This is a genomic window from Paraburkholderia sp. OAS925 (assembly GCF_040543975.1).
Classification (GTDB): Bacteria; Pseudomonadota; Gammaproteobacteria; order Burkholderiales; family Burkholderiaceae; genus Paraburkholderia; species Paraburkholderia graminis.
On sequence record NZ_JBEUNO010000001.1, the window covers coordinates 2315122 to 2331531 of the forward strand.

Sequence of the window (16410 nt, forward strand, 5' to 3'; positions counted from 1 at the left end):
CTTGACGGGCCACGGCCAGATTGGCCGCGAAGCCCGGAGGATATGGAAATGACTGATGTTGTGATCGTATCGGCCGCGCGTACGGCAGTGGGCAAATTCGGCGGGTCGCTGGCGAAGATCGCCGCGCCCGAACTCGGCGCGACCGTGATTCGCGCGGTGCTGGAACGTGCGGGCCTGAAGCCCGAGCAGGTGAGCGAAGTCATTCTGGGCCAGGTGCTGACGGCGGGCTCGGGACAGAATCCGGCGCGCCAGTCGTTGATCAAGGCGGGTCTGCCCGCCGCGGTGCCCGGCATGACGATCAACAAGGTCTGCGGTTCGGGCCTCAAAGCGGTGATGCTCGCGGCCAACGCGATCATCGCGGGCGACGCGGACATCGTGATCGCCGGTGGTCAGGAAAACATGAGCGCGGCGCCGCACGTGCTGCCGGGCTCGCGCGACGGCTTCCGCATGGGCGACGCCAAGCTCGTGGACACGATGATCGTCGACGGTCTGTGGGACGTGTACAACCAGTATCACATGGGCGTGACGGCGGAAAACGTCGCGAAGGAATTCGACATCACGCGCGAACAGCAGGACGCGTTCGCGGCGCTGTCGCAGAACAAGGCGGAAGCCGCGCAGAAGTCGGGCCGTTTCGACGACGAAATCGTGCCGGTCGAGATTCCGCAGCGCAAGGGCGACCCGGTGCGTTTCGCCACCGACGAGTTCGTGCGTCACGGCGTGACGGCCGAGTCGCTGGCAGGTCTGAAGCCGGCGTTCTCGAAGGAAGGCACGGTCACGGCGGCTAACGCGTCGGGTCTGAACGACGGCGCGGCGGCTGTGGTCGTCATGTCCGCGAAAAAGGCCGAAGCGCTCGGTCTCACGCCGCTTGCGCGCATCAAGGCGTACGCGAACGCGGGCGTGGATCCGAAGATCATGGGCATGGGTCCGGTGCCGGCGTCGAAGCGCTGTCTGGAGCGCGCGGGCTGGAGCGTGAACGATCTCGATCTGATGGAGATCAACGAAGCCTTCGCCGCGCAGGCGCTCGCCGTGCACAAGCAGATGGGCTGGGACACGTCGAAGATCAACGTGAACGGCGGCGCGATCGCGATCGGCCATCCGATCGGCGCGTCCGGCTGCCGGATTCTCGTCACGCTGCTGCACGAAATGCAGAAGCGCGATGCGAAGAAGGGCCTGGCTTCGCTGTGCATCGGCGGCGGCATGGGCGTCGCGCTGGCGCTCGAGCGCGTTTGACGACGATCCGCACGCCGACCGCGCATCAGGCGCCGTGCACGGTGTTGACGCGCGCCGCTTTGCGAATCCGGCGCGCGCTCGTGTGACGCCCGAGAGCGGCCTCGCCGGCCGGTCGCCCGGCGGCAGTGTGGACAAAGCATCAGGCGAGGGTAGAGGTAGCCGGCTGGGGCAGCCGGCCGGCGCCTCAAGAACGACAACGGAGTCTAGGTTATGACACAGCGAATTGCGTATGTAACGGGCGGAATGGGCGGCATCGGCACGAGCATTTGCCAGCGCCTGCACAAGGAAGGCTACAGGGTCGTCGCGGGCTGCGGCCCGAATTCGCCGCGCCGCGTGAAATGGCTCGAAGAGCAGAAGGCGCTCGGCTTCGACTTCGTCGCATCCGAAGGCAACGTCGGCGACTGGGAATCGACCAAGGCCGCGTTCGACAAGGTCAAGGCCGAAGTCGGCGAGATCGACGTGCTGGTGAACAACGCGGGCATCACGCGCGACGTCGTGTTCCGCAAGATGACGCACGAAGACTGGACCGCGGTGATCGACACCAACCTGACCAGTCTCTTCAACGTCACCAAGCAGGTGATCGACGGGATGGTGGAGCGCGGCTTTGGGCGCATCATCAATATTTCGTCGGTGAACGGGCAGAAAGGGCAGTTCGGCCAGACCAACTACTCGACCGCGAAGGCCGGCATTCACGGCTTCACGATGTCGCTCGCGCAGGAAGTGGCCACCAAGGGCGTGACGGTCAACACCGTGTCGCCTGGCTACATCGGCACGGACATGGTCAAGGCGATCCGCCCCGACGTGCTCGAAAAGATCGTTGCGACGATTCCGGTGCGCCGCCTCGGCCGGCCGGATGAGATCGGCTCGATCGTCGCGTGGCTCGCGTCCGAAGAATCGGGTTTTTCCACGGGTGCCGATTTCTCGCTGAACGGCGGTTTGCATATGGGCTGAGCAAGCGGCGCGCCGCTCACGAGGCAGCGCGCCCCGCTCGGATGGTTCCGGCGGCGTCCCGTTGCGCAACGGCCCGATTGCGCAGCCGGCACGCCGTCCGCGCTTTACTTGCGCTCAAAGGCGTTACATGACTACTACTACAAAGAAAGCAGCCGAACGACTGATCAAGAAATATCCGAATCGGCGGCTTTACGATACCGAGACAAGCACGTACATCACGCTGACGGACGTCAAGCAGCTCGTGCTGGACCAGGAGGATTTCAAGGTTATCGATGCGAAGAGCAACGAGGACCTGACGCGCGCGATCCTGCTGCAAATCATTCTCGAAGAGGAGAGCGGCGGGCTGCCGATGTTCTCGTCGTCGATGCTGTCGCAGATCATCCGTTTCTACGGCCATGCGATGCAGGGCATGATGGGCACGTATCTGGAGAAGAACATCCAGGCGTTCATCGACATTCAGGCAAAGCTCGCCGACCAGTCGAAGAACCTGTACGAAGGCAAGGCGATGAACCCGGAGGTCTGGTCGCAATTCATGAACATGCAGGCGCCGATGATGCAAGGCATGATGACCAGCTACATCGAGCAGTCGAAGAACATGTTCGTGCAGATGCAGGAGCAGATGCAGAACCAGGCGAAGTCGATGTTCGCGACGTTCCCGTTCACGCCGGGCGGCGCAAACTCCGCGGCACCGTCTGCTACCGCCACTCCGCAGGCGAATCCGGAGCCGGAGAAGAAGTGACGTAGGGTTGTGTCGGCGTTCGCGCTCGTTGCGGACGGCGGACGGCGGGTAGGCGAGCGGCTCAGGTGCGGGTGCGGGTCCGAACGCGTGCCCCGACGTGTGCCCCAACGTGTGCCCCAACGTGTGCCCAATGCGCGCGGTACAATAGCGGGTTGCGTGCGCGGGGCGCTGAATCTTCAGCAGTCGGGGACATGGGTTTCTGAGCCGCCTGTCCTTGCCACACCGCTTGCCGCACCATCCCCGATCCCCATTGTCGCCACGTCACCGCTATCCGCCGGATTCACCTATGTCGCAAACCACTTCTTCCGCCTCGCCGACGCCTTCCAGTCCGAAGGTAGGGTTCGTTAGCCTCGGCTGTCCAAAAGCTTTAGTCGATTCCGAGCAGATCATCACGCAGCTGCGCGCCGAAGGCTACGAGATTTCGGGCACCTATGACGGCGCGGACCTCGTGGTCGTCAATACCTGCGGTTTCATCGACGAAGCGGTGCAGGAAAGCCTCGACGCCATCGGCGAGGCGCTCAACGAAAACGGCAAGGTGATCGTGACCGGCTGCCTCGGCGCGAAGAAGAGCGCGAGCGGCTCGGGCCTCATCGAAGAAGTGCATCCGAAAGTGCTGGCCGTGACCGGCCCGCATGCTGTCGGCGAAGTGATGCAGCATGTTCACATGCATCTGCCGAAGCCGCACGATCCGTTTGTCGATCTCGTGCCGCCCGCGGGCGTCAAGCTCACGCCGCGCCATTACGCGTACCTCAAGATTTCCGAAGGCTGCAATCATCGCTGCACCTTCTGCATCATTCCGTCGATGCGCGGCGACCTCGTGTCGCGTCCGGTCGCGGAAGTGATGCTGGAAGCCGAGAATCTGTTCAAGTCCGGCGTGAAGGAACTGCTCGTCATTTCGCAGGACACGAGCGCCTACGGCGTCGACGTCAAATATCGCACCGGGTTCTGGAACGGCAAGCCGATCAAGACGCGCATGACCGATCTCGTCGGCGCGCTCGGCGAACTGGCCGCGCAATACGGCGCGTGGGTGCGCCTGCATTACGTGTATCCGTACCCGAGCGTCGACGAAGTCATTCCGATGATGGCAACGGGTCCGTACAAGGGCCACGTGCTGCCGTATCTCGACGTGCCGTTCCAGCACGCGCATCCCGAAGTGCTCAAGCGCATGAAGCGCCCGGCCAACGCCGAGAAGGTGATGGAGCGCGTGAAGGCGTGGCGCGAGATGTGTCCGGACCTCACGATCCGCAGCACGTTTATCGCGGGCTTTCCCGGCGAGACCGAGGAGCAGTTTCAGGCGCTGCTCGACTTCATCCGCGAAGCCGAACTGGATCGCGTGGGCTGCTTCGCGTATTCGCCGGTCGAAGGCGCAACGGCGAACGAGCTCGACGGCGCGTTGCCGGACGAAGTCCGCGAAGAGCGTCGCGCGCGCTTCATGGAAGTGGCCGAACAAGTGTCGGCCAAACGGATCGCGAAGAAGGTCGGCAAGACGCTGAAAGTGCTCGTCGACGAAATCAACGCCGACGGCGGCATTGGCCGCACGGCCGCGGATGCGCCGGAGATCGACGGCGTCGTGTATATCGCGCCGGCCGCGAAGGCGTCGAAGCGTTATAAGGTCGGCGACTTCGTGTCGGTGAAAATCACCGGCGCGGACGGTCACGACCTGTGGGGCGAGGTCTGAACGATGACGGTGAACACGCCCGCTAACCCGGACATTCTCGCGCTTGGCGAGGCGATGATCGAGTTCAACCAGTCGGCGAAAGGCGAGCCGAAGTATCTGCAAGGCTTCGGCGGCGATACGTCGAACTTCTGCATCGCGGCAGCGCGGCAAGGTGCGCGGACGGGCTTCGTGTCCGCGGTCGGCGCCGATCATTTCGGTCGGCTGCTGATCGACCTGTGGGAACGCGAGAACGTGGACACGGCGCAGGTGCGCGTCGATCCGCAGGCGTCGACCGGCGTGTATTTCGTGTCGCACGGTCCGGACGGCCACGGGCGTTCGACTATCTGCGAGCGGGCTCGGCGGCGAGCCGCTATGCGCCGCATGACCTGCCGCTCGACGCGATTGCCGCGGCCAAGGTCATCCATCTGTCGGGCATCAGTCTCGCGATCAGCCTGTCCGCATGCGACGCGGCGCTCGAAGCGATCGCGCATGCTCGCGCCAACGGCGTGCGCGTGAGCTTCGACACCAATCTACGCCTCAAGCTGTGGCCACTGAACCGCGCGCGCGCCGTGATGCTCGAAGCGATCCGGCAAACCGACATCTGCCTGCCGAGCTGGGACGACGTCACGGAGCTTACCGGTTTGACGGGCCGCGACGAGATCGTCGACTTTCTGCTGTCGCACGGTCCGCGAGTGGTGGCGCTGAAGCTCGGCAAGGACGGCTCGTATATCGCGACGCCGGATGAACGGCGCGTCGTGCCGGGCCACGTCGTCAATGCGGTCGATGCAACCGGCGCGGGCGATTGCTTCGGCGGCGCGTTTATCGCGCGCCTCGTTGAGGGCGACGATCCATTCGAAGCCGCGCGTTATGCGAACGTTGCGGCGGCGCTGTCCACGCAAGGCTATGGCGCGGTCGCGCCGATTCCTTCGCGCGCGGCGGTCGAAGAGATTCTGGCGGGCTGAGCGTCGTAAAGGCGCGCGTGGCGATGCTGGTCACGCCGCAGCAAAACTATCGGCAGAGACTGAAAGAGGAGCGAACGATGCAACGGGACGTAGTGGTGGTGAGCGGTGTGCGTACGGCAATCGGCGGTTTCGGCGGCAGTCTGAAGGATATTGCGCCGACCGAACTCGGCGCGCGCGTCGTGCGCGAGGCGCTGCTGCGCGCCAACGTGTCCGGCGACGAAGTCGGGCACGTCGTGTTCGGCAATGTCGTGCATACCGAACCGAAAGACATGTACCTCGCGCGCGTGGCCGCGATCAACGGCGGCGTCGCGCAGCACACGCCCGCGCTCACCGTCAACCGGCTGTGCGGCTCGGGCTTGCAGGCCATCGTCTCGGCCGCGCAGAGCGTGCTGCTCGGCGACGCCGACATCGCGATCGGCGGCGGCGCGGAGAACATGAGCCGCGCGCCTTACTCGATGCCCGCCGCGCGCTTCGGTCAGCGCATGGGCGACGCGCGGCTCGTCGACATGATGGTCGGCGCGCTGAACGATCCGTTCCAGTCGATCCATATGGGCGTGACCGCGGAAAACGTCGCGCGCAAATACGAAATTTCGCGCGAAGCGCAAGACGCGCTCGCACTAGAATCGCATCGCCGCGCGGCGCACGCGATCACGAACGGCTACTTCAAGGAACAGATCCTGCCGATCACGTTGGCGTCGAAGAAAGGCGATGTCGTGTTCGACACCGACGAACACGCGCGCATGAACGCATCGGCGGAAGACTTTTCGAAGCTCAAGCCCGTGTTCGCGAAGGAAAACGGCACGGTGACGGCGGGCAATGCGTCGGGCATCAACGACGCGGCCGCGGCCGTCGTGCTGATGGAGCGCGGCGTCGCCGAGCAGCGCGGCATCAAGCCGTTGGCGCGGCTCGTGTCGTACGCGCATGCGGGTGTCGATCCGGCGTATATGGGCATCGGTCCGGTGCCGGCGACGCGCAAGGCGCTCGAGCGCGCCGGCCTGACGGTCGCCGATCTCGACGTGATCGAGGCCAACGAGGCGTTCGCCGCGCAAGCCTGTGCGGTCAGCAAGGAACTGGGCTTCGATCCGGCCAAGGTCAACCCGAACGGCTCGGGCATTTCGCTCGGTCATCCGATCGGCGCGACCGGCGCGCTAATCACCGTGAAGGCGCTGTACGAACTGCAGCGCATCGGCGGGCGCTACGCGCTCGTGACGATGTGCATCGGCGGCGGGCAGGGCATCGCGGCGGTCTTCGAGCGGATCTGAATTTTACGAACGGTGTCGCGAACGGCGCACAAGCTGTATCAAGCAATGAGGATCGACGGATGCGGGAAGTGAAATCGGTGGAAGGCGCGGTACGCCGGCGCGGCTGGGCCGTGACGAGTGTTGCCGCATTGCTCTCGGTGAGCGCGGTGGCCTGGTTTCCGGGCGCGGCCTGCGCGCAAAGCGACGCAGTCAAGGAACTCGCCGCGCCGCCGCCGATCCAGTTGCCGCTCAAGCCGAGCCCCGAATTCGCGAAATTGCCGCGCTACAGCGGCACGCTCGGCTCGCGGCCAATCGTGCTGCGCCTAGGCCCGAAAGCCGACGATCCGGCGGGCGTCCACGGCGAATATCAGTTCGCGGATACCGGCGAAGTGATCCTGATCGCGGGGGACCGTGACGGCGACACGCTCGAAGTCGAGGAGTCGAACGACGGCACGCACATCACAGGGAACTGGGTCGGCAAGTTTGCCGCCGACGGTTCGCTGGCCGGCGAGCGGATGAACGTCGACGATTCCGACCCGCAGCCGTTCGATCTGAAGCCGCTGGCGGCGGGGCAAGCGGTGCCGGCCGCGGGTAAGCCGGGTAATGTGACTGCGCCTGCTGCAACCGCACCTTCGTTGCCGGCTCAATCCGCACCCGCAACCGGCGCGGGCCACCCGGTGGGCGGCGTCAGCAATCTCCAAACCGGCGAGTAATCGCGCCACGGCGCGAGCCTCGCGGCCCTTGCGCCCGCCGCGGCGAAAATCCGCCGACTCGTCTACTCTTGCGTGAACGGCGCGGCATTGTCCGCTCGTCGCATTGTCTTTTTCATCGAATTCGCCATGACCCAATCAAAACTCAAGCGGGCTTTGCAAACCCGCATCGTGCAAGCCGAAGACCAACTCACGCCGGGCTTCGAGTCTTTCTCCGTGCCGGTGACGCGCGCGTCGACGGTCGTATTTCCCGATCTCGCGACGATGCGCGCGCTCGACTGGAAAAACGACGCGCAGTGGCGCTACGGCCTGCATGCGACGCCCACGTCGTTAGCGCTCGCGCAGCGCCTTGCCGCCATCGAGGGCGGCAATCACGCGCTGTTGCAGCCGTCCGGCTTTTGTCGTCGATTTCGAACGTGTACTTCGGGCTTGTGAAGTCGGGCGACGACGTGCTGATTCCCGATAACGTCTACTCGCCGAATCGCGATCACGCCGACTGGCTCGCGCGCGATTTCGGCGTGACGGCGCGCTACTACGATCCGATGATCGGCGCGGGAATCGCCGACCTGATCCAGCCGAACACGCGGCTCATTTGGCTCGAGGCGCCCGGCTCGGTGACGATGGAAGTGTCCGACGTGCCCGCGATCACGGCCGCGGCCCGCGCGCGCAACGTCGTCACGGCGATCGACAACACGTGGTCCGCCGGCCTCGCTTTCCGGCCGTTCGATCACGGCGTGGACATTTCGGTGCAGGCGCTGACCAAGTACCAATCGGGCGGCGGCGACGTGCTGATGGGCGCGACCATTACCGTCGATCGCGAGTTGCATCTGAAGCTGAAGTCGGCGCGCATGCGCATGGGGCTCGGCGTATCGTCGGATGACTGCTCGCTGATTCTGCGCAGCCTGCCGACCATGCAGGTGCGCTTTCAGCAGCACGACCGCTCGGCGCTCGCGCTCGCGCAGTGGCTGAAGACGCGGCCGGAAATTGCCGCGGTGCTGCATCCCGCCATCGCCGACTGTCCAGGCCATGAATTTTACGAACGCGACTTCACGGGCGCGGGCGGACTGTTTTCCGTCGTGTTCGACGCCCGCTATAGTGCGGCGCAAATCGACACGTTCTGCGAGTCGCTGGAGCTCTTTGCCATCGGCTGGAGCTGGGGCGGGGCGCATAGCCTCGTGATGCCGTACGACATCGCGTCGATGCGGACCGAGGCGCAATGGCCGCATCGCGGCACGCTGGTCCGGTTCTATATCGGCCTCGAGGAGGAAGCGGATCTGCGCGCCGACATCGAGCAATGTCTCGCGGCGCTCGCGTGAAGTTTAGGCAAACCTGATGTGAATTTTCCGCGCCGCGACGACGCAATGTTGCAGCGACACAAGCCCACTGGACTTCGGTTTTCAGTGGGCTTTTTTCTTATGCTTTGCCTCACGAACTAGCCGTTTGGCTGAATAGCCGCGGCAGTGCGCAAACGCTACGATCGTGCGTATCCGATTTCACTGCCGAGCACGACCGCGAGCTTCGATGAACCTATTCTTCTGGATGTTGCTGAACCTCGGCGTGCCGATCGTCGGCCCTGTCTTCACGCTGGCGCTCGTCGCGCCGGCACATGGCTGGACGGTGGCGAAAGAATTGATCGCCGACTCGATCAAGGACGGACAACTGTTCTGGTGTGCGATCGGTCTGTGCGCTGCCGGAGTGTATGAACTGGTGACGGCGTTGGAACAAGGCAGCGCTGCTGCGCCGATTCTGGAGTCGGGGATTGTGGCTTTTTGCCTGCTCGCGTTTGCGTGTTCTATTGTGGTGATGACGTGTCTTCTGAGTACACGGTACGCCCGGCCGGCTGCAGCCTCTAACTCCGATACTGCGCGTCCGGCGGCGCGGACGTTCTCCCGAACGGCAATCGGCTGCTCGATCGCATCCACGTGTGCGGCCGCCCTACTATTGGCAATCCTACATATCTGCATCATGTCATTTATGGGATAGTCGGGCCGTTATACTGACCACTCAAGGAGGCACTATGAATAAGGTCGTAAGTTTTCTGGCATCGGAACAAAATCGCACGCGTCTTGTGAAGTGGTCCACCATCTTCATCGTCGTCGACGGGATCAGCACGGCTTTATTATTTCTTCTCGGGCTTCCGAGAAAATAACGTCGCCTGGTTGCGCCGTCAGGCGCAGCATTGGTTGACGATCATGCAGCCGTTTCACCTGGCCATCACATCATCGCACCGTCGCGTCGAGCTATCGCGCCGGTCCGTCGAACTGCATCACGCTTCAAACAACCGCAACAACCCGTCGAGCCCCACGTAGTTGAACGCCACGCTGGCCGCTTCGCGTACTACCGGCTTCGCACGGAACGCGACCGAAAGTCCGGCTTCCGCCATCATCTTCAGGTCGTTGGAACCGTCGCCCATTGCAATCGCGCGCGACGGCTCGATGTTCAGTTGCGCACAGGTCTCGCGCAGCGTGCGCGCTTTGACATCGGCATTGACGATTTCGCCGAGCACTTTGCCGGTCAGCTTGCCGTCGACGATCTCGAGCGTATTGGCGCGCGTGAAGTCGAGTCCAAGCCGCGCCTTCAGCTTCTCGGTGAAGAAGTTGAAACCGCCCGAGACCAGCAGCGTTTTCAGCCCGGCTTCTTTTGCGCCTGCCAGCATCCGCTCGGCGCCTGGCGAGAGTTGCAGGCGTTCTTCGTACACGCGTTCGAGCGCGCTCGCGTCGAGGCCCTTCAGAAGCGCCACGCGGCGCGTCAGGCTTTCGTTGAAGTCCTTGATTTCGCCGCGCATCGAGGCCTCGGTGATCGCCGCCACTTCCGCTTTCAGGCCGCAGAAATCGGCGATCTCATCGATACATTCGATCGTGATCAGCGTCGAATCCATGTCCATCGCCACGAGCCCGAAGTCGCGCAAGCGGCGGCCGCTTTCGATAAACGCGTAGTCCAGCCGATGCGTGCCGCAATAGACGTCGAGGTCGGGGCGCTGCGCGACGTCGGCGTCGGCAATGCGAATCGCGGTCGCATCGATGACGGTCGCGTGCGAGCCGCGTGCGAGCGCGACGAGCGTCTTGTGGTGATCGGCGGAAAGGGGCGCGGGGCTTTGGATGACGAGGTTCATGAACGACGCATTGACGCGGGAAAGGGCGAGCGCGCGAGGCGCGCGGAAAATGCCGCTATTGTAACGGCTCGGGGGCTAGGGGGCCGTCCTAGTGCTTTGCTGCCGCCGTCGAGCGCCTCTGCGCGCGTGAAACGCAAACAGGGCGTTGGCTCAAGTGCAATCCGCGTCCGCCCGGTTCATACTGACGCATCAAACCACGCTCACTGCTCACTGCCATTGCATGCAGAAGCCGCCGCGAGATTTTGGCGTGAAGTTCAAACGGACTTCATTGCACTGAAGCGCCGCGAAGCAGTGGCAACGCACAGCCAACGTACAGGCAAAGCACACGCAAAACGCAAAACGCAGCGAGCGCCCGACCAAAACACGCCCCGCAACACACGAGCACAGAAACACACGAGCACAGAAACACACAACAAGGAGACAACGCATGTCCACGGCGACCGCCGACGCAGCCACCCTCGCGCGCAACTTCGATCTGCGCCACCTGAGCCCCGAGTTCTATGCGGACCCATACCCGGTCTACCACGCGCTGCGCGCTCACGAACCCGTCAAGCGCATGCCGGACGGCTCGCTCTTTCTCACGCGCTTTCGCGACGTGCAGGCGGTGTACCGCGACCCGAAAACCTTCAGTTCGGACAAGACCGTCGAATTCCGTCCGAAGTACGGCGACTCGCCGCTCTACACGCATCACACCACGAGTCTCGTATTCAACGATCCGCCGCGCCATACGCGCGTGCGCAAGCTGATCGCCGGCGCGTTGACCGCGCGAGCAATCGCGGCGATGGAGCCGGGTCTGGTCCAACTCGTCGACGGCTTGCTGGACGCCGCTGCCGAGCGCGGACGCATCGACCTGATCGGCGACTTCGCGTCGGCGATTCCGGTGGAGATCATCGGCAATCTGCTCGACGTGCCGCATGCCGAACGCGCCCCGTTGCGCGACTGGTCGCTCGCGATTCTCGGCGCGCTCGAACCGTCGCTCACCGACGCGCAATTCGAGCGCGGCAACCGTGCCGTCAGCGAATTCGTCGATTATCTGCGCGGCCTGGTCGCGCGGCGCCGACGCGAGCCGGGCGATCCGCAGCACGATGTGCTGACGCGGCTGATTCAGGGCGAGGCCGGCGGCGAGCAATTGTCGGAAGAAGAACTGCTGCAAAACTGCATCTTCATACTGAATGCAGGCCACGAAACTACCACGAATCTGATCGGCAACGGGCTAGTCACGCTGACCGAATGGCCGGACCAACGCGCGGCCTTGCTCGCCGAACCGTCGTTGATCGAATCGGCTATCGAGGAATGCCTGCGCTTCGAGAGCTCGAACCAGCTCGGCAACCGCATGACCACTGTCGATACCGAAATCGGCGGCCTGCCGGTCGCGCGCGGCACGCCGGTCACGCTGTGCATCGGCGCGGCGAATCGCGATCCCGAGCAGTTCGCCGAGCCCGACCGCTTCGATATCCGCCGCGAGCCGAACCGGCACCTTGCTTTTGGCTTCGGCATCCATCAATGCGCGGGGCTTTCGCTGGCACGGCTCGAGGCACGGATCGCCATCGGACGTTTCGTTCGACGTTTTCCGTCGTATCAGCTCGATGGCGAGCCGACGCGCGGCGGACGCGTGCGTTTTCGCGGCTTCGCGGAAGTACCGCTGTTGTGTCGATAGAAGGCGAGGCGGCAATACGCGGGACTCCGTAGTTCTTGCCGCCATCATGCAAGAGTTACAGCACGGCGCGCGCTGATGACGGCGCGCCCGCGCCGTGCGTCGGCAGAGCGCCGTGGCATGCTTGCTGCTTCTCCTAGATTCCAGACCCAGGGGAGCGCACGATGGCACACATGATCTGGAAAGGCGCGATCAGCTTCGGCCTTGTCCACGTACCGGTGCAGTTATATCCGGCCACGAAATCGGAAAAGGTCGGCTTCAATCTGCTCGACAAGCGCACGATCGATCCGGTCGGCTACAAGCAGATCAACAAGCGCACCGGCAAGGACGTGACGCGCGATAACATCGTGCGCGGCTTCGAGTACGAGAAGGACAAGTACGTCGTCCTGAGCGACGAGGAAATCCGCGCGGCCAATCCCGAGTCGACGCAGACGGTGGATATTCTCGCGTTCGTCGACGCCCCGGACATCTCCTTTCTCTATCTCGACACGCCTTACTTCCTGACGCCCGACCGCAAAGGCGAAAAGGTCTATGCGCTGCTGCGCGAGGCGATGAAATCGTCGGGCAAGGTCGGCGTCGCAAGCGTCGTGCTGCACAACAAGCAGCATCTCGCGGCGCTGATTCCAGTCGGCCCCGTGCTCGCTCTGAACACACTGCGCTGGGCGGACGAGGTCCGCGATTTCGACGAATTCAAGTTGCCCGCCGAAGGTGCCAAGGCCGCCGGCGTGAGCGCGCGCGAGCTCGACATGGCGCAGAAACTGATCGACGACATGAGCGACACGTGGGACCCGTCGAAATATCACGACACGTTCCGCGACGACATCATGGCGCTCGTCGAGCGCAAGGTCCGCGAGGGCAAGACCGAGGAAATCACCGACATCGAAGCGCCGCGCGAATCGCGTCAATCGGCGGATATTCTCGATTTGTCCGATCTGCTCAAACGTAGCCTGGGACGCGGTAAGAGCAAGCCCGCGTCGGGCTCGCGCAAGCGTGCCGCGGACGATGAAGCCGCCGACGAAAACTCGGAGGCGGAAGAAGACAGCGGCTCGACGGCAGCGCCTAAAAAGTCACGCTCGACGCGCACGTCTCGCGCCAGCACGAGCGGCAGCAAGACCGGCCGCGCCGCGGCGAAGTCGACGACGGCTTCGCGCAAACGCCGCGCGGCGGCATGACGACACTCCATGAACGACAGACTCGACCTCTATAACCGCAAGCGCCGCTTCGACGAAACGCCGGAGCCCGCGGGCACCGCCGCGAAAAAGCGCGGCAGCCGCGGCGCCACCAGGCCGACAGTCGAACAGGGCCTGTCCTACGTGATCCAGGAACACCACGCACGGCGTCTGCACTATGACTTCCGGCTCGAACTGAACGGCGCGCTGCTGTCGTGGGCCGTGCCGAAAGGGCCGAGCCTCGATCCGTCGGTGAAGCGCCTCGCCGTGCATGTCGAAGACCATCCGGTCGAATACGGGACATTCGAAGGCGAGATTCCGCCGGGCAATTACGGCGCGGGCACGGTCATCGTATGGGACCGCGGCACATGGGAACCTGTCGGCGGCCCGGCCGAAGCGGCGCGTGCGTATCGCGCAGGCAAGCTCAAGTTCCATCTGCACGGCGACAAGCTGCACGGCGACTGGACGCTCGTGCGCAGCCACATGCGCGGCGACGCGGACAAGGAACAGTGGCTCCTCATCAAGGAACGCGACGACGAGGCGCGCGACGAAAGCGAATACGACATTCTGGCCGAACGGCCCGGCAGCGTGCTGAGCGGCGCGGGGACGCCTGCGGGGAAGGCAAAAGCCGGCAAGCAGAGCGATAAGCAGGCCATCAAGCAGAGCGCCGGCAAAACCAGAACCGCCTCGGTGCGCGGCGATCCGAAGCGCCCCGACATCGTCGCGACGCGCAGCAGCGAGTCGCTGCGCGAACTCGCCGCATCGCCCGCGATAGAAGGCGCGGTGAAGGCCAAACTGCCTGCCTCGCTGAAGCCTCAACTGGCGACGCTCGTCGACGCGACGCCGCCCGGCGACGACTGGACATACGAAATCAAGTTCGACGGCTATCGCGTGCTGGCCCGCATCGACGCAAGCGAGAAAACCCGCGGCGTGCAGGTCTTCACGCGCGCGGGCAACGACTGGACCGCGAAATTCAGCAAGCAGGTGAAGGCGTTCGCGCAACTGGGCCTCGACAGCGCGTGGCTCGACGGCGAAGCCGTGGTGCTCGACGAAAACGGCGTGCCGAGTTTCCAGGCGCTGCAAAACGCGTTCGATTCGAACCGTCCGCAAGACATCGTCGTCTATCTGTTCGACGTGCCGTTTCTCAACGGTTACGACTTGCGCGGCGTGCCGCTGCAACAGCGCCGCGCGATTCTGCGCGCGCTGCTGGAGCCCGTCGACGACAGCGTGCTGCGTTTTTCGAACGACTTCGAGTTCAGCGCCGACGATCTGCTGAAAAGCGCGTGCGACATGGCGCTCGAGGGCATCATCGGCAAGCGGCGCGACAGCGGCTATGTGTCCGGCCGCTCTGCCACGTGGATCAAGCTGAAGTGCCGTCGGCGGCAGGAGTTCGTGATCGGCGGCTATTCGGAACCGTCGGGCAGCCGCGCGGCGTTCGGTGCGCTGCTGCTCGGCGTGCACGACAGCAAGGGCAAACTGCAGTACGCGGGGCGCGTGGGCACCGGTTTCGACGCCGCGTTGTTGCGCTCGGTGAAGAAGGAACTCGACGCGCACGAAACGAAGCGCATGCCGTTCGCGAGCACACCGCGCGAGCGCAGCCGCACGCCTGTGCATTGGGTCGAGCCGGTGCTCGTCGCGGAATGCAATTTCGCCGAATGGACGAGCGACGGCATCGTGCGTCAGGCGTCGTTCGTGAGTCTGCGCAAGGACAAGCCGGCGCGCCAGATCGTCAAGGAAGCACCACGCAAGGGGGACGACGTGCAACAGCAAACCGATATCGAGGCCGAGGTTGCGCCGAAAAAGCGTGCGGCGCGCGGCGAGGCCAACAAAACCGCCGCCAAATCCGCCAGCAAAGTGGCCACGAAAACCGCGAGCAAAGTAGCCACCAAATCCGCCACCCAAAACTCAGCCGAACCCACCGCACCGCGAGCCAAAAAATCCTCGCCCGCCGAAGTCGCCGGCGTCCGCATCTCGCATCCCGACCGCGTCATCGACAAGAGCACCGGCGCGCGCAAGATCGACCTCGTGCAGTACTACGAATCCGTCGCGCAATGGATGCTGCCGCATCTCGTCGACCGGCCGGTGTCGCTCGTGCGCGCGCCGGAGGACATCGGCGGCGAGCTGTTTTTTCAGAAGCACACGCAGAAGCTGTCGATTCCAAACATCACGCAGCATCCCGGGCTCGATCCGGGTCATCCTCCGCTGATCACCGTCGATAGCGCGAAGGCGCTCGTCGGCGCCGCGCAAATGGGCACGATCGAATTTCACACATGGAACGGCGTGGCGTCGAACATCGAAAAGCCGGACCGCGTGGTGTTCGATCTCGACCCGGACCCGTCGCTCGGCTGGGACCGGATGATCGAGGCCGCGATGTTGACGCGCTCGCTGCTCGAGGAACTCGGCCTCACGTCGTTCTGCAAGACGAGCGGCGGCAAAGGTCTGCACGTGGTCGTGCCGCTCTCGAAACACGCGGGGTGGGACGAGGTGAAGGAGTTCTCGCAGGCCGTCGCGCAACACATGGCGAGCACGCTGCCCAAGTACTTCAGCGCGAAGATGGGCGCGCAGAATCGCAAGCAGAAGATTTTCGTCGACTATCTGCGCAATAACCGCGGCTCGAGTACCGTCGCCGCGTTTTCGGTGCGGGCGCGTCCCGGCCTCGGCGTTTCGGTTCCGCTTGCTTGGGACGAAGTTGCGCAAACGACGGGCGGCGATCAGTGGAATATCGAGAACCTGCACGAGCGCCTCGACGAACTGAAGGGAGACCCGTGGGCCGATTATGCAAAGACGCGGCAACGCATTACGGCGGCGATGAGGAAGCGTCTGAGCGGCGCGTAGCTGAGGGTGGCTGCGGCTCGCTGGGCGTGGAGTATTTGGCCTATGTAGCCTATGTGGCATATGTCACGTTGTGATGTATGTGGCGGAAATCGCGTGCGTGACGTTGGCGGCGTATGTCCATACGTGGCGTACATGCCATATGCGGCGTAC

11 protein-coding genes and 2 pseudogenes are annotated in these 16410 nt (G+C 64.1%); 12 read left to right on the forward strand and 1 reads right to left on the reverse strand.

All coding sequences use genetic code 11. The features are described from left to right. Window positions 1-48 precede the first annotated feature (48 nt). The 9 genes and pseudogenes from ABIE53_RS10140 to ABIE53_RS10180 all read left to right on the forward strand — a co-directional run bounded on the left by ABIE53_RS10140 (window position 49) and on the right by ABIE53_RS10180 (window position 9473). Window positions 49-1230, forward strand: coding sequence for an acetyl-CoA C-acetyltransferase (locus tag ABIE53_RS10140; RefSeq protein ID WP_006048883.1), 1182 nt, complete (start codon window positions 49-51; stop codon window positions 1228-1230). Window positions 1231-1440: 210 nt separating this feature from the next. Beyond that, entirely contained in the window at window positions 1441-2181 is a 741-nt protein-coding gene (locus ABIE53_RS10145) for a 3-ketoacyl-ACP reductase (protein WP_006048884.1), read from the forward strand. Between the two features lie 127 nt (window positions 2182-2308). After that, window positions 2309-2920, forward strand: a complete 612-nt coding sequence (gene phaR, locus ABIE53_RS10150) for a polyhydroxyalkanoate synthesis repressor PhaR (protein WP_006048885.1) — start codon at window positions 2309-2311, stop codon at window positions 2918-2920. 286 nt (window positions 2921-3206) lie between these two features. Next, window positions 3207-4598 (forward strand): 30S ribosomal protein S12 methylthiotransferase RimO, encoded by a 1392-nt coding sequence (gene rimO / locus ABIE53_RS10155; protein WP_114156073.1) that lies wholly within the window; start codon window positions 3207-3209, stop codon window positions 4596-4598. A gap of 3 nt (window positions 4599-4601) precedes the next feature. Further along, window positions 4602-5539 (forward strand): annotated as a pseudogene (locus ABIE53_RS10160) (sugar kinase). A 77-nt stretch (window positions 5540-5616) separates the two neighbouring features. After that, on the forward strand, window positions 5617-6801 hold the full coding sequence (gene bktB, locus ABIE53_RS10165; protein ID WP_006048888.1) for a beta-ketothiolase BktB: 1185 nt from the start codon (window positions 5617-5619) through the stop codon (window positions 6799-6801). A 59-nt stretch (window positions 6802-6860) separates the two neighbouring features. Next, entirely contained in the window at window positions 6861-7493 is a 633-nt protein-coding gene (locus ABIE53_RS10170) for a hypothetical protein (RefSeq protein ID WP_114156074.1), read from the forward strand. A gap of 126 nt (window positions 7494-7619) precedes the next feature. Beyond that, window positions 7620-8806 (forward strand): annotated as a pseudogene (locus tag ABIE53_RS10175) (cystathionine beta-lyase). Between the two features lie 205 nt (window positions 8807-9011). Next, window positions 9012-9473: a hypothetical protein gene (locus ABIE53_RS10180; protein WP_029968309.1), complete on the forward strand. Its 462-nt coding sequence runs from the start codon at window positions 9012-9014 to the stop codon at window positions 9471-9473. 283 nt (window positions 9474-9756) lie between these two features. On the opposite strand, the gene serB is transcribed toward ABIE53_RS10180, so the two are convergent. Next, window positions 9757-10602: a phosphoserine phosphatase SerB gene (gene serB / locus ABIE53_RS10185; RefSeq protein ID WP_114156075.1), complete on the reverse strand. Its 846-nt coding sequence runs from the start codon at window positions 10600-10602 to the stop codon at window positions 9757-9759. A 427-nt stretch (window positions 10603-11029) separates the two neighbouring features. Here serB and ABIE53_RS10190 point away from each other — a divergent pair, with 427 nt between their 5' ends. The 3 genes from ABIE53_RS10190 (at window position 11030) to ligD (ending at window position 16260) form a co-directional block, all read left to right on the forward strand. Beyond that, the gene (locus ABIE53_RS10190; protein ID WP_114156076.1) at window positions 11030-12259 is read left to right on the forward strand and encodes a cytochrome P450; all 1230 of its coding nucleotides are present in this window, start codon (window positions 11030-11032) and stop codon (window positions 12257-12259) included. A gap of 161 nt (window positions 12260-12420) precedes the next feature. Next, window positions 12421-13428 carry a non-homologous end joining protein Ku gene (gene ku, locus ABIE53_RS10195; RefSeq protein WP_114156077.1) on the forward strand — a complete coding sequence of 336 codons (1008 nt, stop codon included), beginning with the start codon at window positions 12421-12423 and terminating at the stop codon, window positions 13426-13428. Window positions 13429-13437: 9 nt separating this feature from the next. Next, on the forward strand, window positions 13438-16260 hold the full coding sequence (gene ligD / locus ABIE53_RS10200; protein WP_192698879.1) for a DNA ligase D: 2823 nt from the start codon (window positions 13438-13440) through the stop codon (window positions 16258-16260). The last annotated feature ends 150 nt before the right edge of the window (window positions 16261-16410 follow it).